Below are 22,559 nucleotides of genomic sequence, written 5' to 3'. Positions count from 1 at the left end.
GGCTCGATAGTCCTGCCGATGTGGCAGACCTTTGTGACCTACTGGCCTCTGATCCTTGTGATCATTCCGATGCTGATGGCCGCCATCGGCATCGTCCACGCAATCATGACCAAGGAAGACGTGCGCGCCGCCACCGGCTGGGTCGGCGTGATGATCTTGTCGCCGTTCCTTGGCGCGATCATCTATGCCATTGCCGGCATCAACCGCATCCGCCGCGCCACGATCAGCGCCATGCGGCCCGTCGCCGGTGAAGCCGAGACAGCCAAACACGACCACGACATTGCGCTCGAAACACTCATCTCAGCCGAATTCGGCCAGCGCTTTGCCGGCCTGAAGACGCTAGGCGACAGGGTGGCGCGGCGCGCACTGACGTCGGCAAACGCGATCACGATCCTCAGGACCGGCGACGAAGCTTACGCAGCAATGTGCCGGGCGATAGACAGCGCACAGCGCAGCATTCTGCTCGAGACCTACATCTTCGACAATGACGAGATCGGACGACGTTTTGTGGAATCGCTGGCCGGCGCGGTCCGGCGCGGTGTGACGGTTCGCGTGCTGATCGATGCGGTCGGCGTGCGCTATTCCGTGCCCAGCATCCTTGGGACACTCCGGGAAGCCGGCGTCACCGTCGATCTGTTCAACGGCAACATCGTCATGGGCCTGAGACTTCCCTATGCGAATTTGAGGACGCACAGGAAAATCCTGATCGTCGACGGTGTGGTGGCGTTCACGGGAGGCATGAACATCCGCAAGGGATTTTCGGCCGAATTCGCCGGCAGCGCCAGTTCGGCGGATACGCATTTCCAGGTCACGGGGCCCGTCGTGGCCGACCTTTTCGCGGTTGCCGCCGAAGACTGGCGTTTTGCCGGCAACGAGGCCCTCAAGGACGAGGTCTGGCACGTGGAAAAGCCCTCGCCGCCTCCCGGTCAACCGATCCTGGTGCGGGCGGTGGCCTCGGGGCCTGACGCCAGCATCGAAACCAACCATAAATTGCTGATGGGGGCATTTTCCGTCGCCCGCAAATCGATCCGCATCATGTCGCCCTATTTCCTGCCGGACCGGGAATTTGTCAGCGCGCTGGTCACGGCGGCCCGGCGCGGCGTCGAGATCGACATCGTCGTGCCCGCGGTCAACAATCTCTTCCTGGTCGGCCGCGCCATGACGGCGCAGTACGACCAGGTGCTGAAGCACTATTGCCGCGTCTGGCGGCATGAGGGGTCGTTCGACCATTCGAAGCTGTTGTCGGTCGATGGCGTCTGGGCCTATGTCGGCTCTTCCAACCTCGACGCCCGGTCGCTGCGGCTGAATTTCGAAATCGACCTGGAGGTGCTGGATACCGGCTTTGCCGCCGAGATCGAAGGGCGCATCGGAGCGGCAATCGCTTCCGCCAAACCCGTCACACTCGCAACCTTGAAAGCGCGGCCATTTCTCATCCGGGTTTTTGACCGGTTGTTATGGCTGGGATCGCCCTATCTCTAATGCATACCGCCTCGAAGTGGTCCCGGTTGTGAGAGAACGATATGCATAGAACAAAGAATCAGGACATCGAATAGCAGGCCTATGGACATAAACGGACGCAGCCTTCCTGAAACAGTGCTCCTGTCGATCCGCGGCAGGAAAGCGCGCAAGGCGAACGCGACGCCGCGCAAGCACATTGAAGGCGCCCAGATGGTGGTCGCCTCCTACAACGTCCACAAATGCATCGGCACCGACCGCAGGTTCGACCCCGAACGCACCGCCCGCGTCATCCGCGAGATCGGCCCCGACGTCATCGCGCTGCAGGAGGCCGACAACCGCTTCGGCGATCGCGCCGGGCTGCTCGACCTTGCCCGGATCGAACACGAAACCGGGCTTGTGCCGGTGCCGGTTTCCGGAAGCGGCAAGGGCCATGGCTGGCGCGGCAACGTGCTTTTGTTCAAGCGCGGCACCGTGCGCGACGTCCATCAGATCAAGCTTCCGGGACTGGAGCCCCGCGGCGCGCTGGTTGCCGAGATCGACCTCGACGAAACGCGCACTCTGCGCGTCATCGCCGCGCATCTCGGCCTGTTGCGCCGCTCGCGCTCGGAGCAGGCCCGCGTCGTGCTCGACATCATGAGCAACCAGGATGAAAGGCCGACCTTGCTGCTCGGCGACCTCAACGAATGGCGGCTGGGCAACCGCTCGGCGCTCAAGACGCTGCACGCCACCTTTGGTTTCACGCCGGCGGCGGTGCCGACTTTCCCCTCAGGCCTGCCGGTACTGGCGCTCGACCGGATCATGGCCAACCGGCACGGCATGGTCTCGTCGGTGGAAGCCCATGACACGCCGCTGTCGCGGGTTGCGTCGGATCATTTGCCGCTGACGGCGTTCGTCAGCCTGTAACTCATCCGTCCCGCAGCCAGACCAGCATCTCACCGGGTTCACGGTTGTCCCAGGCAAAGTACGGGACGGCGGTGATTTTCGTTTCGCTCACCGCCGGCGGATCGGTGCGATAGAGCCCGGTTTCCCAGTTTTCCTGGGCTTCCTTGCTGGCAAGTGCCGAAAGCGTGACGATGCCGCCGAGCAGGTTCGGCTCGGCATGCGCCTCGATTGTTGCCGTTCGCGGCAGAGCGATCCGATGCAACTGGCCGGGATTGTCGGTCTCCTCGACGCAATAGATCAGCGGACCGCGCGCAAGTGCGACGCGGCCGATGTCCTGACGCACCTCCGGATTGGCGAACAGACGGGCGATCGACATTTCGAGATCGAGTTCGACCCGGTCGCCCTGGCGCCACTCGCGCCGGATCGCGGCATAGCCGTCGCTGGTGATGTCATCCAGATCGACCGCGGCGCCGTTGACCTTGAGCGCCGCCTTGCCGCACCAGGAGGGGACGCGCAGGTGCAAGGTGAACTCGACCGGCGCTTCGGCTTCGATCCGGATCGAGACCGCGCCATCCCAAGGATAATTGCTGGTCTGAATCAGACTGACCGCCCGGTTCGATATGTCGAAGCGCGCGGTGCTGTCACCGTAAAGATGAACGGCCAGCGCGTCGTCAGACAGGCTGTAGAAATAGCTGCCGATCGACGCGACCATGCGGCCGATATTGGGCGGGCAACAGGGGCAGCGATGCCATTTCCAGCGATTGTGCCTGCCCCGGCTCTCCAGCGGGTTCTCGTAGAAGAACAGCGAGCCGTCGAGCGACAGGCCGGAGATCGAGCCGTTGTAGAGTGCCCGCTCCATCATGTCGGCGTAGCGGGCGTTGGGACCCATGCCGAGCATGCGGCTGGCCCAGAACACCAGGCCGACCGAGGCACAGGTCTCGGCATAGGCGGTTTCGTTCGGCAGGTCGTAGTCGCTGGTGAAGCCCTCGTTGTGCGCCGATGGCCCGAGGCCGCCGGTGATATAGAGGTTTTTGGTGGTGAGATCGTTCCAGAGCCGGTCGAGCGCCACCCTGAGCGTATCGTCGCCATATTCGGTGGCGATGTCGGCCATGCCGGAATAGAGGTACATCGCCCTGACCGCATGGCCGACGACCTTGTCCTGCTCGCGCACCGGCTTGTGCGACTGGTTGTACTCATAAGTCTTGAAATGATAGGCCTTCGGATCGGCGCCGCGCGCACGCGCCTCCTCGTCGAAATAATGCGGCTGTTGCCCGCGCTGGTCGATGAAATACCTGGCCAGGTCCATGTATTTCTGCTCGCCGGTCGCCCGCGCCAGCTTGACCAGCGCCAGCTCGATCTCCTCATGGCCGCAATAGCCCTTCTTCTTGCCCGGCTCCGGACCGAAGGTGTCGGCGATATGGTCGACATAGCGGCACATGATATCCAGCAGCTTGCGCTTGCCGGTGGCCTGGTAGTAGGCGACCGCGCCTTCGATCAGATGGCCGGCGCAATAGAGCTCGTGGCAATCGCGCAGATTGGTCCAGCGCTTGCCGGGCTGGATACGCTGGTACCAGCTGGAGAGATAACCGTCTTCCTGCTGCAGTCTGCCGTAGAGGTCGATGACGGCATCGATCTTCTTCTCGAGTGCCGCGTTCTTGCGCCGGTAGAGCGAATAGGCCGCGGTCTCGATGGTCTTGCCCCAATCGGAGTCCCAGAACATCTGCGTCGTCACCGTCGAGCCGGTGAAGCCGGGGCTGGCCGCCTCGTCGGGCGACGGCGAATGGAACGGAATGACGACGCCCGGCGAGGGCCGGTCCGGGTCGATCTGCTCCAGCATGCGCGCCTCGACGCAGCGCTCGTACAGGATGTCGGCGGTGCGCGACGCCACGGCATCGACGCGGTCGCCCCAGAAGCCGCGGACATCGACCTGCGGCACCGGCAGTGGGCGGAAGGCGAGTTTGCCGGGCTTGGCGGATGGTTTGGCGGTCATCGTGTCACTCCGTTGGATATTGGTCATTTCACGGCGGGTCATTTCACCGCGCCGGCCATCAGGCCGCGGATGTAGAAGCGCTGCAGCAAGAGGAAGAGCACCAGGCACGGCACCATCATCACGGTGACGCCCGCCTGCACGGCGCCCCAGTCGATGGCGCCGAAGCGGCCCGACTGCAGCGCGGTCATCATGATCGGCAGCGTGAATTTGGACTGGTCGGTCATCAGCACCAGTGCGGCCAGGAATTCGTTCCAGGCGCCGAGGAAGGCGAACAGCGCGATGGTGACGATGCCCGGCCAGACCAGCGGCAGCATCACCTTCAGCAGCATGGTGACGTTGTTGGCGCCGTCCATGCGCGCGGCTTCCTCGATCTCGCGCGGCACCGCGTCGAAGGCGTTGCGCATCATGAAGATCGAGAACGGCAATTGCAGCGTGGTGTAGACCAGGACCAGCCCGGTCAGCGTGTTGTGCAGGCCGACCTTGGTCAGCACCAGGAAGATCGGCGTCAGGATCGACTGGAAGGGGATCATGATCGTCGACAGGATCACGATGAAGAGCACATCCTTCATGGGAAACCGGAAGCGCGAAAAGCCGTAGCCGGCCAGCACGCTGACGACGACCGACAGGATCACCGTCATCGAGGCGACATAGAGGCTGTTTTGCGCCGGCAGCCAGAGGCCGTCGCCAAAGGTGTCGAGCGTGCGGTAGTTCTCGACCGAAAAGCCTGTCGTCGGCCACGGCGGCAGCGGCGGCTGGCGCGCCTCCTGGGCCGGCTTGAAGGTCGACAGCACGGCCCAGACGATCGGCGCGATGAACAGCACTGAGGCGATCATGCCGGTCGAATGCTCGGCGATCCTGAGCCAGAGGCGGCTGCTGCGGCTTCTTGCCTGCGCCATCAGTCGATGCCCTCCGGCTTGCGCAGCAGCCACAGCTGAACCAGGCTGAGCGCCACCAGTATGGCCAGCAGGATCATCGACAGCGCCGCACCATAGCCGAGCTTGAACGAGACGAAGGACTGGTTGAAAATCCAGTAGACGGCGGTCAGCGTCTGGTTGCGCGGGCCGCCGCGCAGGATGATGTAGAACTGGTCGAAGGCGAGGATCGAGCCGGCGATCGACAGGATCAGCGCCAGCGCCAGCGTGCGGCGCATCAGCGGCAGGGTGATGGCGCGAAAGCGCGCGAACGGCCCTGCCCCGTCGATCATCGCGGCTTCCTGCAGATCGGTCGGGATCGACTGCAGGCCGGTCATCAGGATGATCATGGTGAAGCCCGCCACCTTCCAGACGACCATGGCGATGATCGACCAGAAGGCCGGCTGGAACGTCGCCAGGAGGTTGAACTTTTTCGCCGTCAGGCCGAAATCGTAGGCGGCCGGGCTGAACAGGCCGGAATCGACATTGAGCAGCCACGACCACAGCAGGCTGGCCGAGGCGAAGCCGACGACCGCCGGCATGAAGAAGGATGTCCGGTAAAAGCCGGTCAGCCGCCTGGGCTTTTCGATGAACAGCGCCAGCGGAAATGCGACGGCGAAGATCACGATGGTGACGATCACGGTGTAGTAGGCGGTGAAGCTCAGCGCGTTCCAGAAACGGTTGTCGCGCAGGATCGCCCGGTAATTGTCGAAGCCGATGTAAAAATGCTCGCCCATCAGCGGCCAGTTGTGCAGCGACATCCAGGCCGTCATGCCGAGCGGAATGATGAAGAACACGACGACCAGCGCCACGGCCGGCGCGACATAGAGCAGGCCGATCCACTGCCGGCGGCCGGCGCCGACCAGTTTTCTGGCGCGTGGCGGGGTGGTGGTGGTGATGGTCATTTACCCTCCCCCTTGTGGGGAGGGTCGCTGCGCAGCAGCGGGGTGGGGGTGCGGCGCCGGCCCCCCACCCGAACCTGCGGTCCGACCTCGCCGCAAGGGAGAGGTAGGGCGTCGGTGCCATGATTGAGAATGCCAGGGGTCATGCTGCTCTTCCGTTGGATCTCGTAGGGCGGTGGGACACACCTCCCCCACCCCGCTGCTGCGCAGCGACCCTCCCCACAAGTGGGAGGGTAAGGAGCGCCGGCCGCCCGTCCAGGGAGACGGATCGGGCGGCCGGATCAGGACCTGCGACGGCAGGGGCGTCATGCGCCCTCGCCGCCGGCCAGTCCTTATTTCTGCGCCTGGTCGATGATCGACTGCATGGTCTCTTGTGCATTGGCGATGGCGCCATCGACGTCGTCGCCGAAGACGACTTCGTTGATCATCTGCGTCCACGGACCGTTGGCCGAGTTGATCAGGTCGTTGAACACCACGGAATAGGGCGTGCGGCCCTTGGCCATGGCTTCGGCGGCGATCTGGTAGCGCGGATCGAGATCTTTCAGCGCCTCCTTGGCGATGTCGCCGCGCACCGGCAGGCTGCCGTATTTGGCCAGGATGGTCTGGCCTTCTAGCGAATAGGCGAAGTCGAGAAACTCCTTCACCACGGCGAGCTTCTTGGTGCCCTTGGTCACGACGAAATTGTCGCCGCCGGCAAACGAAGACCAGCCGCTGTCCTTGCCCGGCAGGAAGGTGACGCCATAGTCGATATCCGGATACTGCGTGTTGAGCGCGCCGATGGCGAAGGCGCCGGACGGCGAAATGCCTATATTGCCGGTGGCGAAGGCGGCAAAGAAGTTGGCGCCGGTGTCGGTCTGCGCGCCGGCCGGCACCAGATCCTTCTTGACCATCGAGCGGTAGAGGTCGATGGCGCCGCGCAGCTGCGGGCTGTCCAGCGTCGCCTTCGACCCGTCCTCGGAGAGGATATCGCCGCCCGAGGCCCACACCAGCGGCGTGAAGGTGAAGATGTTGCAGCCGCCGCAATTGCCGGAGAAATAAAAGCCCTTGATGTCGCCGCCGAGCGCGTTGACCTTTTCGGCATCGGCCTCGATCTCGGCCCAGTTGGCCGGCCCCTTGTCGGGATCGAGCCCCGCCTGCTTGAACAATTTCTTGTTCCAGATCAGCACCGAGGCGTCGGCCGAGAACGGCAGCCCGTAAATGTGGTCCTTGTAGGTGCCGGTCTTGACATGCGCCGGCGACAGGCTGGCGAAATAGGGCAGCGATTTCGCCCAGTCGGTGATGTCCTCGAGCTGGCCGGCGGCGGCAAAGGACGGCGTATAGATCAGGTCGAGCGACAGCGCGTCGGGCGCCGTACCGCCGGCGGCGGCGGCGCCATATTTCGGGATGATCTCGGCATTGGGAATGATGTCCAGCTTGACCTGGTTCTCATGGCCCTTGTTGAAGGCGTCGACGATGCGCGGCATGAAGTTCGAGCCGTCGGCGCGAACCCAAATGTTGGCGGTGTCGGCGGCCATTGCAGGCAAGGCAATGATGCTCGCGGCGAGCGCGAACCCGGTAATCATGGTCTTCATGGTTTTCCTCCTCATGGTTCTGTTCTCCTCCCTGTTGCGCCGCAGATCGCGCCGCGCGTTCTCCTAGCCGCCCAATGGACGGCCGCATGACTGACGCACCACCAGCCGGCACGGCAGTTTTCGAATGCCCGGCGCGGCGGGTTGGCCGCCGACGAGCGAAAGCAGTGTGAGGCCGGCCTCGCGGCCGAGCGCTGCCAGGTTCATGTCGACCGAGGACAGCGGCGGGCGGGTCGCCTCGGCCACGATCTCCCAATTGTCGAAGCCGATGACGCCGACATCATCAGGCACGCCTAAGCCGCGCTCGCGCAGCGCATCGATGACGCCGCGCGCGATCTGGTCGTTGCCGCAGAACACCGCATCGGGTTTCTCTCCCTTCTTGTTGAAGAGCGTTGGGCCGTCGAACAGCTTTCCGACGGCGTCGTGCCCCCAGGCTTCCGACCACGAGCCGAGCAAGGGCTCTGTCACCGGCAGGCCGTGCTCGGCCAGCACATCGCGAAAAGCCTGTGCCCGCTCATTCACCACGGCAAAACTGGCGGGACCGCTGACATGGGCGATGCGGCGCCGCCCGAGGCGGCAAAAATGCTCGACCGCCAGCCGCGCTCCGCCGGCATCGTCGGAGACGAAGGCGACGGCGCCGGGATCGGGCTGGCTGAAGGCGTAGATCACGGGCACGCCGAGATTGGCGAGGTCGACCGGCAAATGGCGGTCGATGCGCTTGCCGCTGGCGATGATGCCGTCGATGCGCTTGTCCAGCATCGCCTCGACATGCAGCTGCGCCAGCCGCGGGTCGTCCTCGACATTGCACATGAACACCGAGACACCGGCATCGACCAGCGCGTCCGAAATGCCCGACATGACCGGCAGTGAAAAGCGGCCATAGGTATCGTTGGTCAACAGGCCGACGGTGAAGGAGCGCCGCCGCAGCAGGCTCTGCGCCAGGCTGTTGGGGCGAAAGCCGAGCCGCTGCGCCGTCTCGCGAATGCGCTGCCGCGTCTCGGCGGTCATCCGCCCCTGCCCGTTCAGCGCTTTTGACGCCGTCGCCACGCTGACGCCAGCCATCGCCGCGACCTGACGGAGGGTGACGGGTTGCTTGGCGGGTGTTGGCGAGGTGTCGGATGCCATGGTGCGGGTGTCGGTCCTCGATTTGGGAAAAGGTTTTCTCTTACAAGGCTGCGGTGTGTCGCGGTGGGGGATCGGCGGATGTTGCGGGGTTTGGGAAAAGGTTTTCTCAAAGGGAGATTAGGATGAGAATTTGGGAATGGCAAGGGGGTTGGGTGAGTGGGCGACGCGATCGACGAGGTTGTTCGACATGACCGATTTGCGCCAGAAAGCGGTTGCCATGAGCAGATATTCTGATGTCGCCGTTTGGGCCGAAAGCGGACCGTCAGCTTTGGCATGGTTGGGCCAAAGCTGACGTTCGGATTGTCAGACGTCACAACTGGCGGCGCGGTTTTAACAGCAATAAAACACAATCCTGCACCCACGCCGAGGACCAAGGCGCGCTGCAGAGCGATAAGCCATATTCTTCCGGTCTATCTATCCCGAAACCATTGGGGAAGTCTGTCATCGAGTGCGAGGTCCAACTCAACTCTGGTGCCATCTTCAGTTTGGGCCCCGAGCGTGAATCCGCCCATTGCGTATAGCGTTATCTTCGCTTCACGTCTGAGCCACCGGGCTGGTTCAACGCTAGGATTGAAGGTCGGGTGAAGGTAGAAACGCACGATCCCATCGGGCAAGACATAATTTGCACCACGAGTGATCGCTATATATAGCGCAAGAAACTCAGGATTGTTCGAACTTTCCCACGATCGAAGGGAAAGAGTATAGCCGTTGTCAGAGGGACTCCCTCCAAATTTGCCCTTCAGTGGATCTGACGACAACAGCACATAGGTTGCATTTTCACTGAACGATCTCGATTCCAAAACCTCGTTGTTGGCAGTTTGCATTTGCTGAGCGATCAGCGACACTGGAGATTTCAGGGCAACAGCCAACTCCTGCAAGAGCTCCTTTGCACCAGATTGTTCAACTCCGAGCCTAAGCGCGCTGGCGGCCAGTTGCAGGGTTGGGGCAGAGAACCGCGAAAGATCGATATTGGGGAGTTCGTATGACTTAGGCGTTCTGTCAACGGAAGGTGTCTCAGACCTCAGCCCATTGCTATAGGTTCGTAAATTGTTGGCAAAGGTCTGAACGATGCTTTCAATGCTGTCGATGATCGGCATTATTTGAGACTGGCCCTCCGCATTGCCTTTGCGGCGCCAAACCAACCAAGGCAACGACCCCACGTTCGCTTGAGAAGCGGCTAAAAGCTCTCTCGACAGATTGACTTCAGAGATATGGGTTGCGCTCCAAGCCGTTGCCCACCGCCAGCATCGTTCAAGCATGGGCGGAAACGAAAGGTCACTGAACGGATTCGTGTGCCCGAGCCCGCTTTCTCCCAAAGCTAACCGCCATCTGACGCAGTCAACATCGGCGGAAAATTCAAAGTCTTTCAGCACTTCAAGAAGACTCTCGACTTTGGAGACGACGTCTTCGGCCAAGGTAAAGCGTTCTGAGCTCCTATCATTCGGCTGCAACACAACGGGGCCGAGCAATGCCGCCGTGGCGTACAGGAAGAAATAAGGGTCTCGACCTTCTGATATTAACCTAAGAAGTTCGGGTTCAATCGTATTACTACCTTTAGCCAAGCATGACAGCAAAGTTACGGCAAGACGGATTGACAATTCGACAGCGTGCACGTTTTCTTCTATGCCGACGGAAAATATTCGAGTTGACGCCGGATCGATTCCATCTCTAGACCTGAACTGGAACTCGTTCCTTGTTTTTTCTGGACGAGATGCACGAATTGCTTTCATCATGGCTACTGTTGTGCGGGCAGCATTCAGATATATAGTCTGTTCGACTGAGATACGATCGACAGTTTTATAACTGAGCTTGTATGCTCCTTGCTGAGCGCTGACAAATAGGCAAAGGTAGGAGCCCAAAACGATGGGATCCCCTATTCTTAGGTCTTTTCCGATTTCTTGGGTACTCGGTCTTAGCTTGAAATCCTTGCGAAAGCTCACAGATGGAGCCGAGTTCGAAGCGCCCGCAATGGCGATCACCAGGTTGGCTCCGCGTTCCAAAGCGTGCTCGATGGCATTGCTGACCTGTTCCGCCTCCGCGCGGTCGGCTGTACCGTCGTAGACGACTGACAGTGGGTTTCTTCGCGATACGCGAACGACCTGTTCAGTAAGCCTTCCCGCTGAATTGTAGCGCACCGTATAGATACCTTCGGGGAACGGGCGATCAATGGAGTTGAAGCCTTGGGCAACTTCGTTGAATGGTCCATGAGTTATTGAGATTGCTACACCCTTAGGCGCGATGACTTTAAGAATTCCTTCCGAGCTATGTCCATCAGACGTCGACATCAGTAGCTCCCGGTCCAATATGGTTGAATGCCTTTAACAACGTGCCGTCAGCGAGCTCAATGGAGTAGCTGCCGATGGGCAGATCGAAATGATGCGCTCCGTCCGTAACCAACTCGGTTGCAACGAGTTCGGTGATTTCGTTCCTCACCTGAAATTCGGTGCCGATTGGCACGGTGATGAACGTGACATTCAAGGTAAGGGAGCCCGTCAACGGAGGTCCTTGGACCAGCACCATTGCCGGCGGTCGCGGCCGCTCCAGAAAATCCGGAAACTGCTCCAATGGCGGTTTCACCAAGTCGGCAATACCGACCGTCACGAATTCTTCCAGGTCTTTCAGGGTCAATCGGCCGTTCACACGATGCTCTCTGAGGCCACCAATCAATAGTTTCGAAAATGCGCCTCGGGTTGGATCGGCACTTGGAACCTCATAGGCTACTTGCTCGTCCTGCGCTGCTCGTCCAATTCCGAGTCTGGCAAACCGTTGAGAATTGTTCACCCTATCATAAGGAGCAGGTGGCTTTCCTACCTTCAGTGGCAATGGGTTCCGGCAACAATCGAAGAACAGGACCAACTCGGGAGGGCCGACAAGCTGAAGATATCGTCGGAGGTCGTCGCAGCCTATCAACCCCAGCGCTAACATGCTGTTTGCAGAGAAATCGCCTGCCATAAAACAGTTTTGTGGTTCCTCTGTTGCAAACTCCAGTCTGGTCTGCCCGCCATGGCCCGCAAAGAATACGTATAGTCTTTGAGCTCCTGACTTTACTGCTTCTTCAGTGATGGCTGGAATGGAACGAATAATCTCTATGTATCCAGGCGCCTTACTGAAGTCCGGCCCAACCGTCGGCCATAGCGTCGGATTGTTCATAAACGTTACTAGATTCGGTCCTGGATTCTCCGGAGCCGGATAGGTCCAGAAGAACATATTTTGAGGAGCAATATTGCCTCCTGCCGGATCGAGTGCCCAATCTGCAAAGTCGGCGGCATCAGCAACCGCCCCATATAACTTGGTGAGTTTGGCATCTTCTGGATATTCATTTATCCCAATCACAAGAGCCCATGCTGCCATCAGACTGTCCTATCCCAAATAGGTGGCCACGCTAGCAAGTGTTTTAGGATCGTCATCAAAAGCCCCGTGTGCATGAGACAAGCAATTTAGTCCCGCGCCGGCGTTGGATTCGGACAGGATTACGCGGTTTGGCTCCGCATTGAGGAATGCCCGCACTTTCTCCAGGGCAGCGATCTCTTTTTGATCGGATAACTTCGGGGGCTCTTGGCCAACAAACCTGTCCATGCCCAAAAGTGCGGCATCGAACGCACCGTCTTCGCCTTCGCTTTCGAAAAGCCCTGAAACTAGATAGAGAAGCGACGAGGGATACAGGAACCCATATCCTTTGCCGAGTAGCACGTCGGCTCTCTCAAGTTTATCCGACATGATGAACATCCGGAAATTGCGAATGGCATCGGGCGCGCTCGACAGAAAGTCGGCGAACCTCTTGATCCGAATCGCGGGGGCAAGCAACACCAAGTCCGCTGGAGGAACACCAGGCGCATTGCGAGCTGAAAGGAATTCCGTCGCCCAAATTGACCCGGCACTATGCCCGACGACAAGCAGCTGGAGATCTTTGACGCCGGACAGGGCGCTTATCAAGCGAGGACCCACGGAGCCAGGATTAAAATGATCGCGGGCGTCCTTCACCATCATTCCCCAGACGATGGAGCCAATCAGGTCACCGTAGAATTCGCGAACCATCTCCTCGGCTATGGTGGCATGAACACCGTGATCCCGTCCCTTCCTCATTCGGGAGATAACCCTAATGGCGATCCTAACACCGTGTTTGGCAACGCTGATTAAACTGCCACCGATAAGGAGGGCTCGCGGCCTTCCGGTCACCTGATCACGGTCTTCCCACTCACTTTGGATTTCGGTGTTGACTTTGCTGAACGTTTTCTCCCCTTGGACCGCATCCGCGACGTGATTTCCTCTGGAGACGTCCAGGGTTTTCCGAGCAATGTACGTGTCGATATTGGCACAGACCTTCTGCAAATCAGGATCAAGTTCGATTCGTTTTCCTAGTTCCATTTCCACGTCATCATCGGAGACGTTACCAAGCGCAGCGGCCCGGCTTGATGCGATACCTGGAACGCTAGGCTTTTCCTCCAAATCTGCGAAAGGATGATCCGATCGGGATTGGAGCGCAGCCTCCACCTCGTCGTCGGTCATCGGGTTGACGATGGCGCCGCCGCGTCCTACCGGGGTTAGTCCGCCAAGCTTCTCCGATATGTAGGGCATCAGCTTTTTAAAGAGCGCGCGGTACAGCCGGTCGTTCTCGAAAAGGTCGAGCCAGTTGGCACGCAGTGTCTCTGCGACCCCAGTTCTCCAGATGACATAGACTTGCTCCCAATCATCGGGAGGGTTTAAGCCTCCGGCTGCGGAAAGGCGCGTCGCCATTTCCTCGGCGCTTTTCTGATCGACGAGTCCTCCATGTAAATAGAGGAGTAATTTACGGGATCCGTGTTCCAGGCGCTTCTCAAGATTGGCAAGCGACTCCAAGTCTTGGGAATCAAGCTTTCCATCAGATGTACGGAGTATAGTCGTCGCCATTTCTCCCCCCATGCAACGAGTTAGCAATATGCACAGAATTCCAAGTTTCGCACCATGTTTGTTGGAAAGTTGAGAGAAGCTGGCGGAGCGGCGGGGGGTGGCGCTCAAGGACGTTGATGCGGCCGCCCTCTACGAGGCGCAAAGCGGTTCTGTGCGCCTTCAGCTATGTGAGTCTGCTCTGGGGCCACAGGCGGCCGGTCCAGTTGATTCGGCTACCCACTTCCGCTTGCCGCCCTTCGCCCTCAGTTCGTCCTTGATATCTTCATCAAATCGAGCACGCGGTATTTCGACACCAAAGAGCTGGTAAGGCGCGCAGCCGCTCCCCCGCAAGGGCCAGCAGGGGAGATCCGCCCCCCAGACACACTCCAGAAACAAAATTCAACAGTTCGGAAAAACCGGCGAAAAGATCGGGTGGCATAAGCTTCCCAGTCGGGATTCCGGGTTCTTCCTTTTTGGCAGCGTCGGTCCTCCACAAACAACGGTCAAATCGCAGCGGCGGCGTAGTGCCTGCTCCAGCGGCGGCATGAACAGCCGGGCGATGCCCGGCAGGACGAGAAAGTATGGAAATGGACTACGATATCGCCGGACTGGACAGCGACGCGGCAACGCCGGTCGGCGGCCTGGCAAGCGCGCTGGCAACGATCGCTCCGACAAGGGGCGCCGCACATGGCCAGATCCTGACGGGCGCCGACTTTGCCCGGCAGCCGGGTGAGCGGCTCGATACGGTGTTCGAGCAGCTCGCCGTAACGTTTGCCGCACTGCCGGCGGCGATCTCCGACGGGCGTGTCTGGACCTATCATGAGCTGAACAGCCGCGCCAACCAGTTCGCCCGCATGCTGATCAAGCACGGCGTGCGGCCGGGCCACCGGGTCGGGCTCATTCTCGACCGGTCGGCGGAGACCTATGTCGCCTTGCTGGCGGTGATGAAGGCGGGGGCTGCCTTCGTGCCGCTGGCCACCGCGTTTCCGCAGGAGCGGATGGCGCTGATCATCGAAGACGCCGCCGTCAGCATGATCATCACCATCGCCGCCTATGCGTCGCGCGCCGGTCAACTGCCCGTTCCCCATGTGCTGATCGACAGCGCCGCCGCCGAAATCTCAGCACAGTCGCCCGCGCCGCTGAAGCAGCAGGCGACCGACGACATCTGCTACATCCTCTATACCTCGGGCACCACCGGCAAGCCCAAGGGCGTGGTCATCACGCACCAGAGTTTCGTCAACTTCATACACGTCGCCGCCGCCTCCTACGGCTACCGGCCGGGCGACCGGGTGTATCAGGGCATGACCATTGCCTTCGACTTTTCCTCCGAAGAGATCTGGGTGCCGTTCGTCGCCGGCGCGACGGTGGTGCCGGCACCTGGCCAGATGCCGCTGGTGGGCGAGGAACTGGCGGATTTCCTGCGCCTCCATGACATCACCTGCATGGCCTGCAGCCCCACATTGTTGTCATCGATGACATCGGACGTTCCCAACCTACGCACGCTTTTGGTGGGCGGCGAGGCCTGCCCGCACAATCTGGTGGTGCGCTGGTCGAAGCCGGGCCGGCAGATCCTCAACACCTACGGGCCGACCGAGGCGACCGTCACCGCGACGATGGGAGCGCTGACGCCGGACCGTCCGGTGACCATCGGCGCGCCGCTGCCAACCTACTCGATCGTCATTCTGGACGCTTCGCTGCCGCAGCTTGCCGAGCCTGGCGCACTGGGCGAGATCGGCATTGCCGGCATCGGGCTCGCCGTCGGCTATCTCAACCGGCCGGAGCTCATCGACCAGAAATTCATCGCCGATTTCGTCGGCCTGCCGAACAACCCGTCGCAGCGCATCTACCGCACCGGCGATCTTGGCCGGATCAACGATAAAGGCGAGATCGAGTATGCCGGGCGCATCGACACGCAGGTGAAGATTCGCGGCTATCGCATCGAGCTCGGCGAGATCGAGGCGGTGCTGCTCGACCAGCCCGAGATCGCCCAGGCCGCCGTCACCACCTGGGAGATCGAACCCGGTCGCGTCGAACTGGTTGCCTATTACGCGCTCAAAACCGGCGTAGCGGCGATTTCCCGAGGGGATCTCGCCCAGACGATGAAGCGGCGGCTGCCCGACTACATGGTGCCCGCCTATCTGGAGGAACTGCCTGCCATCCCGATGACCGTCTCCAACAAGGTAGACCTGCGCCAACTGCCGAAGCCGACGAGCGTCCGGCTTTCGGCCGATCGCACGATGGTGCCGCCCGGCAATGAGGACGAGCGATTCCTGGCGGAAGCGCTGGCCACGGTGCTGAAATTCGACGCGGTGTCGGTCGAGGATCACTTCTTCGACGATCTCGGCGCCAACTCCTTGCTGATGGCGCATTTCTGCGCGCGCGTGCGCACTAGGAAGGAATGGGCGACGACGTCGATGCGCGACATCTATCTCTATCCCACGGTGGCGCGCCTGGCGCTGCATCTGGGGGTAGCGGAGGAGATGACGACGGCAACCAACGAGCCGGTCCTCACCCGCCGGGCCTCGAACTTCGCCTACTGGACCTGCGGCGCGGCGCAGCTTTCGTTCTACGGCCTCTACAGCTACGTGGCGCTCTGGGCGATCAATGACGGCCTCAACTGGATGTATGACGCGCTCGACGATCCGCTGCAGCTCTATATCCGGTGCGTGGCGCTCTCGGCCGCCGTGTTCTTCGGCATGTCGGGCTTTGCCGTCCTTGCGAAATGGGTGCTCATCGGCCGGTGGAAGGCCGAGGCGTTTCCGATCTGGGGCGTGCGCTACTTCCGCTTCTGGGTGGTCAAGACATTGATCCGCACCGCGCCCGTCGTGCTGTTCCGCGGCAGCCCGCTCTACAGCCTCTATCTGCAGCTGCTCGGCACCAAGCTCGGGAAAAACGCCGTCATCGAATCGAAATCCGTGCCCGTCTGCACGGATCTTATTTCCATCGGCGCCAACACCATCCTGCGCAAGGAATCGATGATCCTCGGCTTCAGGGCCCAGTCCGGTTATATCCACACCGGGCCGCTGACCATCGGCCGCGATGCCTTCGTCGGCGTCGGCTCCACGCTCGACATCGACACCAGGATCGGCAACGGCGCCCAGCTCGGCCATTCGTCCTCGCTGCATCGCGGGCAAAGCATTCCCGACGGCGAGCACTGGCATGGATCGCCGGCGGTGCCGACCACGGCGGACTATTGCAAGGTGCGCAATGTCAATCCTTACCAGGTCCGGCGCTTCCTCTATGAAGCGCTGCAGCTGATCGGCCTGTTTGGCCTCGTCACCCCGCTGCCGCTCCTGTTCCACAGCTACTGGGAATATGTCGGCGACGACTATCAGGAGACGATCGGCCTTGTCGCAATCGGCACCACGGTCACGCTTTTCGGCTATATCGCGGCGGCTTTCCTGGCAGCGACGCTGGTGCCGCGCCTGACCAGCCTCATCTTGAAGCCGGGCCGCACCTACACGCTTTACGGTTTCCGCTACTGGCTGCAGACCGTCGCCGAATTCGCCAGCAATTCCCGCGTGCTCGGGCTCCTGGCCGGCGACAGCTCGGCCATCGTGCACTACATGCGCGCCATCGGCTGGAACCTAAACAGAGTGGTGCAGACCGGCTCCAATTTCGGCTCCAACCAGCAGCACGAAAACCCGCTTCTGTGCGAGATCGGCACCGAGACCATGGTCTCGGACGGGCTGTTCATGATCAACATGCACAAGTCCGCCTCGGCCTTCAGGCTCGAGCCGACGCGCATCGGAGAACGCAACTATCTCGGCAACAACATCTACTATCCGCCGGACGGCCGCACCGGCGACAACGTGCTGCTCGGCACCAAGGTGATGATCCCCATCGACGGGCCGGTGCGCCAGAATGTCGGCCTTCTCGGTTCGCCTGCCTTTGAAATCCCGCGCATGGTGAACCGCGACAAGGAGCTTATAGCCGGCGTCGACGAGGCCGACCGGCGCCGGCGCATCCCGCACAAGAACCGCCACAACCTGGTGACCATTCTTCTGTTCCTGGCAACGCAATGGGTCATGCTGTTCGTCACGCTGGCGATCTGGGACCGGGCGCTGAACTACTATACGGAATGGGCGGAGGTCGCCCTGTTCGCCGCCGTGCTTTTGACCTCGGCGATCACCATTCCGTTCTACATTCTGGTCGAGCGGGCAAGCCTTGGCTTTGGCCGGCTGAAGCCGCAGATGACGACGATCTACGACGTCGCCTTCTGGCGCCACGAACGCCACTGGAAGCTGGCGGATTCGCCCATCGTGCGCCTGTTCGCCGGCACGCCGTTCCGGCCGATGATCCTGCGCCTGCTCGGCGTCAAGGTCGGCAGCCGGGTCTATGACGGCGGCAGCAATTTGACCGAGCGTTCGCTGGTCGAGATCGGCGACGACGTCACGCTCAACGAGGGCTGCGTGATCCAGGCCCATTCGCTGGAAGAAGGCGCGTTCAAGTCCGATTTCATCCGCATCTGCGATGGCTGCACGCTCGGGCCTTCCGCCTTTGTCCACTACGGCGTGGTGATGGGCAAAGGCTCGATGGTCGATGCGGACTCCTTCGTGATGAAGGGCGAAGAGCTGGAGCCCAACTCGATCTGGCGGGGCAACCCGGCCAAGCTGCATCGCTTCGTCACGCCGGTGCCGGAGGAAAGCGTCAAGGCAACGGCTTGATGAGCGCAGACATCCGCCTCGTTTCGGTGACCGGGGCCAACCGGGCCCTGGTCGCGGCTCTGGAACTGGCTGCGGATCAGATGGATTTCGTCGCCAGCAATGCGGAGTCGCTGGACGAAGCCGAAACCGACGGGGACGCTCGGCCGCGCGTCGTCATGGCAGGGGATCGCATCGTCGGTTTCCTGATGTACGAGGCGCCGCAGGACGACGACGAGGCGCGGATCTACCGCTTCATGATCGATCGCGTCCATCAGGGCCAAGGCTACGGCAAGGCCGCTTTGCGCGAAGTGCTGGATGAAATCATGCGGCTCGGCCACATCAGCCACGTTTCGATCTGCTACGAACCTGGGAATGAAGCGGCACGCCGCCTCTATCGCGCTGCCGGTTTCGTCGAAGAAGGGCCCGACGAGGACGGGGAAATGATCGCCGACCTCGCTCTGCGGGGCGAACAGCCATGACGCGCCGGCTCGATGCCGGTGCCAGCCTGTCGGCGCAGTTGCTGGCGGCGATGGCCGCCATGGCACCGGCCGGCGTTCGGATCGGATGCCGCACGATCCGCGAAGGCGATGAGAACCATTTGCTGCCGCAGGAAGCACGCTCCATCCCGTCACGCCTGCCGCTGATGCGGCGGGCGAGTGGCGCGGCGCGGTGGATCGCGCACGAGCTGCTGGCGGATATGGGCTTGAACGACGTCGCTATCCTCCGCGGCTCCTCCGGCGCACCGGTATGGCCTCATGGAGTAACGGGGTCGCTGGCTCACGACGACGAGATAGCCGTGGCGGCCGTCGCGCCGCTCTCCCACGTCGCCTCGCTCGGCATCGATATCGAGCCCGCTTTGCCCCTGCCCGACGACATCTTCGCGCTGGTTGCAGCCCCCGCTGACCGGATCGACGCAACCGACTTGTATCTTGCCGGTCGCATCCTTTTTGCCGCCAAGGAAGCTGTCTACAAGGCCGCCTACCCGCTTGATGGCGAAGTGCTGGGCTATGAGGACATCACCGTCGATCTCGACGCAAGCGACGCTGTGACGAAGACGGGCCGCAGAGCGAGACTGGTTTACTGCGTTGCTCCGTGTGTGGTCGTTCTGGCGTTTGTCGATGGTGTCCGAAGCGCCCCCCTTTAAGCGCGATGGGCCAGCGCCCGACAGCAACGCCTGCTCAACAAAGCGCTTTTTTTTCGCAGAGCGGTCGCAAAAGGCTCACACGGTTCGTCCTTTGACAGAAGAAGGAGAGCGCCATGAGAAACCTTATTATCACCGAGTTCATCAGCATCGATGGCATCGCCGAGGTCGAGAAGCTGCCCAGCGTGACCTGGAACGATGAGATGCAAAGGTTCAAGGAGGACGAGCTTGCCGACAGCGGGGCCATGCTTCTGGGGCGCACGACCTACGAGATTTTTGCCGGCTCTTGGCCCAAGGAAACCGGAGACTTCGCCGACCGGTTCAATGCGCTGCCGAAATATGTCGCGTCGACAAGCCCGAAGGCACTCGACTGGAAACCGGCCGAGTTGCTGAAGGGTGTGTTGCCGGAAGCGGTTCGGGCGCTGAAGCAAGGCAGCGGCGGCAACATCTATGTGCATGGCAGCCTGAGCGTCGCGCGGGAATTGCTGCGCCATGGTCTGGTCGATCGCGTCAGGCTGCTGAGCTACCCTGGCTCCGTCGGGGAGGGCAAGAAGCTGTTCCCGCCCGATATGCCGGTGGCGTTGGAGCCGATCTCGACCGTACAGTTCAGCAATGGCGTGGTGGCGCTGGAATATGCGGCTGGGAGGGTGTGAGACGCTGGTGGGTAATCTCCCCTTGAGGGGAGATGTCGCCGAAGGCGACAGAGGCGGTCGGTCCGTCCTGACGCAACCTCCTATCGACCGTAGGAGGTCGAGCTTCACGCGAGACGACCCCCTCTGGTCCGCCGGCCATCTCCCCCTCGAGGGGGGAGATCGGCAGCTCACCCTGCTTTCTTCCCCCGCTTGCCCTTGGCATGCGCCTCGACCACTCTTTCCACCTCGCGCTTCAGTTCGTCCTTGACCTCCTGCGTCTCGGCCAGCAGCGTGTCGATCTTCATGAAATCGAGCACGCGGTATTTTGACACTGGCGGGCGGATCAGTATGTCGGGGGGGCGCTGGTTCAGCTTGTGGGCGATGATCGACTGCATCATCAATTGCGTGGCGCCGTACATCAGATCGACGGTGGTCGGGTGCTTGCGCTCGGCCTCGCTCGGCGCACCGACGACGTCGATCGCGATGATGATGTCGGCGGCGTCTTCGATGAGGTCGAACGGCACCGGATTGTAGATGCCGCCGTCGATCAGCACGCGGTCGTCGCGCGTCACCGGGCGGAACACGGCGGGAATGGCAGCCGAGGCGGCGAGCGCCGAATGCAGGTCGCCCTCGTCGAAGACGGCCAGCTTGTGACCGAAATAGTCCGTCGCCGTCACCTTGAGCGGGATCATCAGCTCGGCGAAGGTTTCCGGGATGGCTTCCGGCAGGAACGCCTTCAAGATGCGCTCTATGTTGAACTGGCTGACGCGGATGCCGCCCTGCATCGCCTCGGCGATGGTGCCGGGACGCGAGCGCCACATGCGCGCCGCCACCTCGGCGCGGCGGCCGAGGATCGAGCGGGCGTAGTCCTCGATGTCCTTTCCGCTCATGCCCGAGGCCATGCCGGCGCCCATGATGGCGCCGATCGAGGAGCCGGCGATGGCCACGGGCTTGATGCCGAGCTCGTCCAGCGCCTCGACGATGTGGATATGGGCGAGGCCGCGCGCGCCGCCGCCGCCAAAGGCGATACCGAAAGTCGGACCTGTCATTTGGCCTCCAGCTTCGGCCCGATGCTCATGATCGCGGGCGCCGGCGTCAGCAGCTTCTTCGCCGCTGCCTTGACCTGATCGAGCGTCACGCCGTTGATGAGCGCCGCGCGGCGCTGCACGTAGTCGATGCCGAGATTGTCGAGCTGCAATTCCACCAGGGTCGCGGCAATGGCGCTGGAAGAATCCAGATTGCTGATAGCATAGGAGCCGACCATGTATTTCTTGGTCGCGTCCAGCTCGGCCTCGGTCGGCCCCTCCTGCGCCATCTTCTTGACCACCTCCTTGACGATGGCGAGCGTCTCGGCGGCGCGGTCGGAACGCGTCGCCGTGGTGATGATCAGCGCATTGGAATGCTGGTGGTCGACCAGGTTGGAATCGACGGAGTAGGCCAAGCCGCGCTTTTCCCGCACCTCGTCATAGAGGCGCGAGGTGAAGGTGCCGCCGCCGAGAATCTGGTTCATCAGCACCGCGGGGAAGAAATCCGGCGCATCGCGCTTCACACCGGGGTAGGCAAACTGCAGCGAGGTCTGCGGCAGGTCGTAGTCGACCTCGAGCTGCTGGCCGAGCTTCAGCTCGGTATCGGCAACCGGTTGCAGCACCTGCTTTTCCGGCAGATCGCCGAAGACCTCATCGAGCTTCCGTTTCAGCGTCGCGGCATCTATGTCGCCGACCACCGCAACATGCAGGCCGCTGCGGGCGAAATTGGCCTTGTGGAAGGCAGCCAGATCCGCTGCCGTGATGGTGGCGATGCTGTCCTTGGTGCCCTGGTCGGGCCTGGAATACGGATGGTCGCCATAGATGGCGCGCAGCCATTTGGTTTGCGCGACGGTGTTGGGGTCACGCTCATTGGCGATGATGCCGGACAGGATCTGGGCGCGGATACGGTCGATCGGCGCCTGGTCGAAGCGCGGGCTGGTGACCGCCAGCCTGAGCAGGTCGAAGGCCGCATCCTTCTGCTCGGCCAGCATCCGCATCGCGCCATAGGTGCCGTCGCGCGCCGCTTCGAAGCCCATTTCGGCGCCGGCATCGTCAAGCTTGATCTGGAAGGCCTCGCTGTCGAGGTCGCCGGCGCCCTCGTCGAATAGGCCGGTCATCAGATTGACCAGCCCTTCCCGCCCCGCCGGATCCTGCGTCGAGCCGCCATCGAAGACGAAGCGGATGGCGACGATCGGAATGGAGTGGTCCTCGACCAGCCAGGCGTTGACGCCTTTCGATGAGGTCACCGGCTGAATGTCCATCGCGTGCGCGGCAAGCGCCGGCAGGATGAGGAAGAAGATGCCGAGGAACAGTGTGGCGAAGACGTGGAGAACCGCGATGCGCCTATGAGTAATCGCATCAGGCCATTGATCACCAAGGTCAGCTCCGCCCCTCATCGCGCTGCCGGGCACT

General features: G+C 61.7%; 16 protein-coding genes. 6 read left to right on the top strand and 10 right to left on the bottom strand.

Translation table 11 applies throughout. From position 1 onward, the window contains the following. Window positions 1-18 precede the first annotated feature (18 nt). A complete protein-coding gene (locus NLY36_RS28970) occupies window positions 19-1,479 on the top strand; it encodes a phospholipase D-like domain-containing protein (RefSeq protein ID WP_023712778.1) in 1,461 nt (486 codons plus the stop codon). Between the two features lie 81 nt (window positions 1,480-1,560). Beyond that, window positions 1,561-2,361 carry an endonuclease/exonuclease/phosphatase family protein gene (locus NLY36_RS28965; RefSeq protein ID WP_023671569.1) on the top strand — a complete coding sequence of 267 codons (801 nt, stop codon included), beginning with the start codon at window positions 1,561-1,563 and terminating at the stop codon, window positions 2,359-2,361. 1 nt (window position 2,362) lies between these two features. On the opposite strand, the gene NLY36_RS28960 is transcribed toward NLY36_RS28965, so the two are convergent. The 8 genes from NLY36_RS28960 to NLY36_RS28925 form a co-directional block, all read right to left on the bottom strand. Further along, entirely contained in the window at window positions 2,363-4,330 is a 1,968-nt protein-coding gene (locus tag NLY36_RS28960; RefSeq protein ID WP_023736389.1) for a glycoside hydrolase family 127 protein, read from the bottom strand. Window positions 4,331-4,368: 38 nt separating this feature from the next. Then, window positions 4,369-5,226, bottom strand: a complete 858-nt coding sequence (locus NLY36_RS28955; RefSeq protein ID WP_023682951.1) for a carbohydrate ABC transporter permease — start codon at window positions 5,224-5,226, stop codon at window positions 4,369-4,371. Beyond that, window positions 5,226-6,146: a carbohydrate ABC transporter permease gene (locus NLY36_RS28950; protein WP_023682952.1), complete on the bottom strand. Its 921-nt coding sequence runs from the start codon at window positions 6,144-6,146 to the stop codon at window positions 5,226-5,228. The genes NLY36_RS28955 and NLY36_RS28950 overlap by 1 nt, the downstream gene beginning before the upstream one ends. A gap of 329 nt (window positions 6,147-6,475) precedes the next feature. Further along, entirely contained in the window at window positions 6,476-7,714 is a 1,239-nt protein-coding gene (locus tag NLY36_RS28945) for an ABC transporter substrate-binding protein (RefSeq protein WP_023712774.1), read from the bottom strand. A gap of 63 nt (window positions 7,715-7,777) precedes the next feature. Then, entirely contained in the window at window positions 7,778-8,836 is a 1,059-nt protein-coding gene (locus tag NLY36_RS28940; RefSeq protein ID WP_023736388.1) for a LacI family DNA-binding transcriptional regulator, read from the bottom strand. 410 nt (window positions 8,837-9,246) lie between these two features. Further along, entirely contained in the window at window positions 9,247-11,121 is a 1,875-nt protein-coding gene (locus NLY36_RS28935; RefSeq protein WP_023736387.1) for a pYEATS domain-containing protein, read from the bottom strand. Continuing rightward, complete coding sequence (locus NLY36_RS28930) at window positions 11,108-12,187, bottom strand: caspase family protein (protein ID WP_081727432.1); 1,080 nt, start codon at window positions 12,185-12,187, stop codon at window positions 11,108-11,110. The genes NLY36_RS28935 and NLY36_RS28930 overlap by 14 nt, the downstream gene beginning before the upstream one ends. A 9-nt stretch (window positions 12,188-12,196) precedes the next feature. After that, window positions 12,197-13,723: a hypothetical protein gene (locus tag NLY36_RS28925; RefSeq protein ID WP_023736384.1), complete on the bottom strand. Its 1,527-nt coding sequence runs from the start codon at window positions 13,721-13,723 to the stop codon at window positions 12,197-12,199. A gap of 560 nt (window positions 13,724-14,283) precedes the next feature. Between NLY36_RS28925 and NLY36_RS28920 the strand changes: the two genes are divergently transcribed. From NLY36_RS28920 to NLY36_RS28905, 4 genes are all read left to right on the top strand, one after another. Then, window positions 14,284-18,369 (top strand): Pls/PosA family non-ribosomal peptide synthetase, encoded by a 4,086-nt coding sequence (locus NLY36_RS28920; RefSeq protein ID WP_023736383.1) that lies wholly within the window; start codon window positions 14,284-14,286, stop codon window positions 18,367-18,369. Then, window positions 18,369-18,827: a GNAT family N-acetyltransferase gene (locus NLY36_RS28915; RefSeq protein WP_023736382.1), complete on the top strand. Its 459-nt coding sequence runs from the start codon at window positions 18,369-18,371 to the stop codon at window positions 18,825-18,827. The genes NLY36_RS28920 and NLY36_RS28915 overlap by 1 nt, the downstream gene beginning before the upstream one ends. Beyond that, entirely contained in the window at window positions 18,824-19,492 is a 669-nt protein-coding gene (locus tag NLY36_RS28910; RefSeq protein WP_023736381.1) for a 4'-phosphopantetheinyl transferase family protein, read from the top strand. The genes NLY36_RS28915 and NLY36_RS28910 overlap by 4 nt, the downstream gene beginning before the upstream one ends. A gap of 113 nt (window positions 19,493-19,605) precedes the next feature. After that, window positions 19,606-20,142 (top strand): dihydrofolate reductase family protein, encoded by a 537-nt coding sequence (locus NLY36_RS28905; protein WP_023697685.1) that lies wholly within the window; start codon window positions 19,606-19,608, stop codon window positions 20,140-20,142. Between the two features lie 167 nt (window positions 20,143-20,309). On the opposite strand, the gene NLY36_RS28900 is transcribed toward NLY36_RS28905, so the two are convergent. Both NLY36_RS28900 and NLY36_RS28895 read right to left on the bottom strand, forming a co-directional pair. Then, entirely contained in the window at window positions 20,310-21,170 is an 861-nt protein-coding gene (locus tag NLY36_RS28900; protein ID WP_023694766.1) for a patatin-like phospholipase family protein, read from the bottom strand. Beyond that, entirely contained in the window at window positions 21,167-22,543 is a 1,377-nt protein-coding gene (locus tag NLY36_RS28895; RefSeq protein WP_023697687.1) for a M16 family metallopeptidase, read from the bottom strand. The genes NLY36_RS28900 and NLY36_RS28895 overlap by 4 nt, the downstream gene beginning before the upstream one ends. Window positions 22,544-22,559 lie beyond the last annotated feature (16 nt).

The organism is Mesorhizobium sp. C399B, assembly GCF_030323185.1.
GTDB lineage: Bacteria > Pseudomonadota > Alphaproteobacteria > Rhizobiales > Rhizobiaceae > Mesorhizobium.
Note: the sequence above shows the minus strand (reverse complement) of the source record. Positions and strands in the feature narration are given on the sequence as shown.

What these genes read in the sequence shown, in the direction of transcription:
- NLY36_RS28935 (WP_023736387.1), bottom strand. Translation starts at nt 11,121, where the DNA reads ATGTCGACGTCTGATGGACATAGCTCGGAAGGAATTCTTAAAGTCATC.
- NLY36_RS28970 (WP_023712778.1), top strand. Translation starts at nt 19, where the DNA reads ATGTGGCAGACCTTTGTGACCTACTGGCCTCTGATCCTTGTGATCATT.
- NLY36_RS28945 (WP_023712774.1), bottom strand. Translation starts at nt 7,714, where the DNA reads ATGAAGACCATGATTACCGGGTTCGCGCTCGCCGCGAGCATCATTGCC.
- NLY36_RS28895 (WP_023697687.1), bottom strand. Translation starts at nt 22,543, where the DNA reads ATGAGGGGCGGAGCTGACCTTGGTGATCAATGGCCTGATGCGATTACT.
- NLY36_RS28965 (WP_023671569.1), top strand. Translation starts at nt 1,561, where the DNA reads ATGGACATAAACGGACGCAGCCTTCCTGAAACAGTGCTCCTGTCGATC.
- NLY36_RS28915 (WP_023736382.1), top strand. Translation starts at nt 18,369, where the DNA reads ATGAGCGCAGACATCCGCCTCGTTTCGGTGACCGGGGCCAACCGGGCC.
- NLY36_RS28940 (WP_023736388.1), bottom strand. Translation starts at nt 8,836, where the DNA reads ATGGCATCCGACACCTCGCCAACACCCGCCAAGCAACCCGTCACCCTC.
- NLY36_RS28955 (WP_023682951.1), bottom strand. Translation starts at nt 5,226, where the DNA reads ATGGCGCAGGCAAGAAGCCGCAGCAGCCGCCTCTGGCTCAGGATCGCC.
- NLY36_RS28905 (WP_023697685.1), top strand. Translation starts at nt 19,606, where the DNA reads ATGAGAAACCTTATTATCACCGAGTTCATCAGCATCGATGGCATCGCC.
- NLY36_RS28950 (WP_023682952.1), bottom strand. Translation starts at nt 6,146, where the DNA reads ATGACCATCACCACCACCACCCCGCCACGCGCCAGAAAACTGGTCGGC.
- NLY36_RS28960 (WP_023736389.1), bottom strand. Translation starts at nt 4,330, where the DNA reads ATGACCGCCAAACCATCCGCCAAGCCCGGCAAACTCGCCTTCCGCCCA.
- NLY36_RS28925 (WP_023736384.1), bottom strand. Translation starts at nt 13,723, where the DNA reads ATGGCGACGACTATACTCCGTACATCTGATGGAAAGCTTGATTCCCAA.
- NLY36_RS28920 (WP_023736383.1), top strand. Translation starts at nt 14,284, where the DNA reads ATGGAAATGGACTACGATATCGCCGGACTGGACAGCGACGCGGCAACG.
- NLY36_RS28910 (WP_023736381.1), top strand. Translation starts at nt 18,824, where the DNA reads ATGACGCGCCGGCTCGATGCCGGTGCCAGCCTGTCGGCGCAGTTGCTG.
- NLY36_RS28900 (WP_023694766.1), bottom strand. Translation starts at nt 21,170, where the DNA reads ATGACAGGTCCGACTTTCGGTATCGCCTTTGGCGGCGGCGGCGCGCGC.
- NLY36_RS28930 (WP_081727432.1), bottom strand. Translation starts at nt 12,187, where the DNA reads ATGGCAGCATGGGCTCTTGTGATTGGGATAAATGAATATCCAGAAGAT.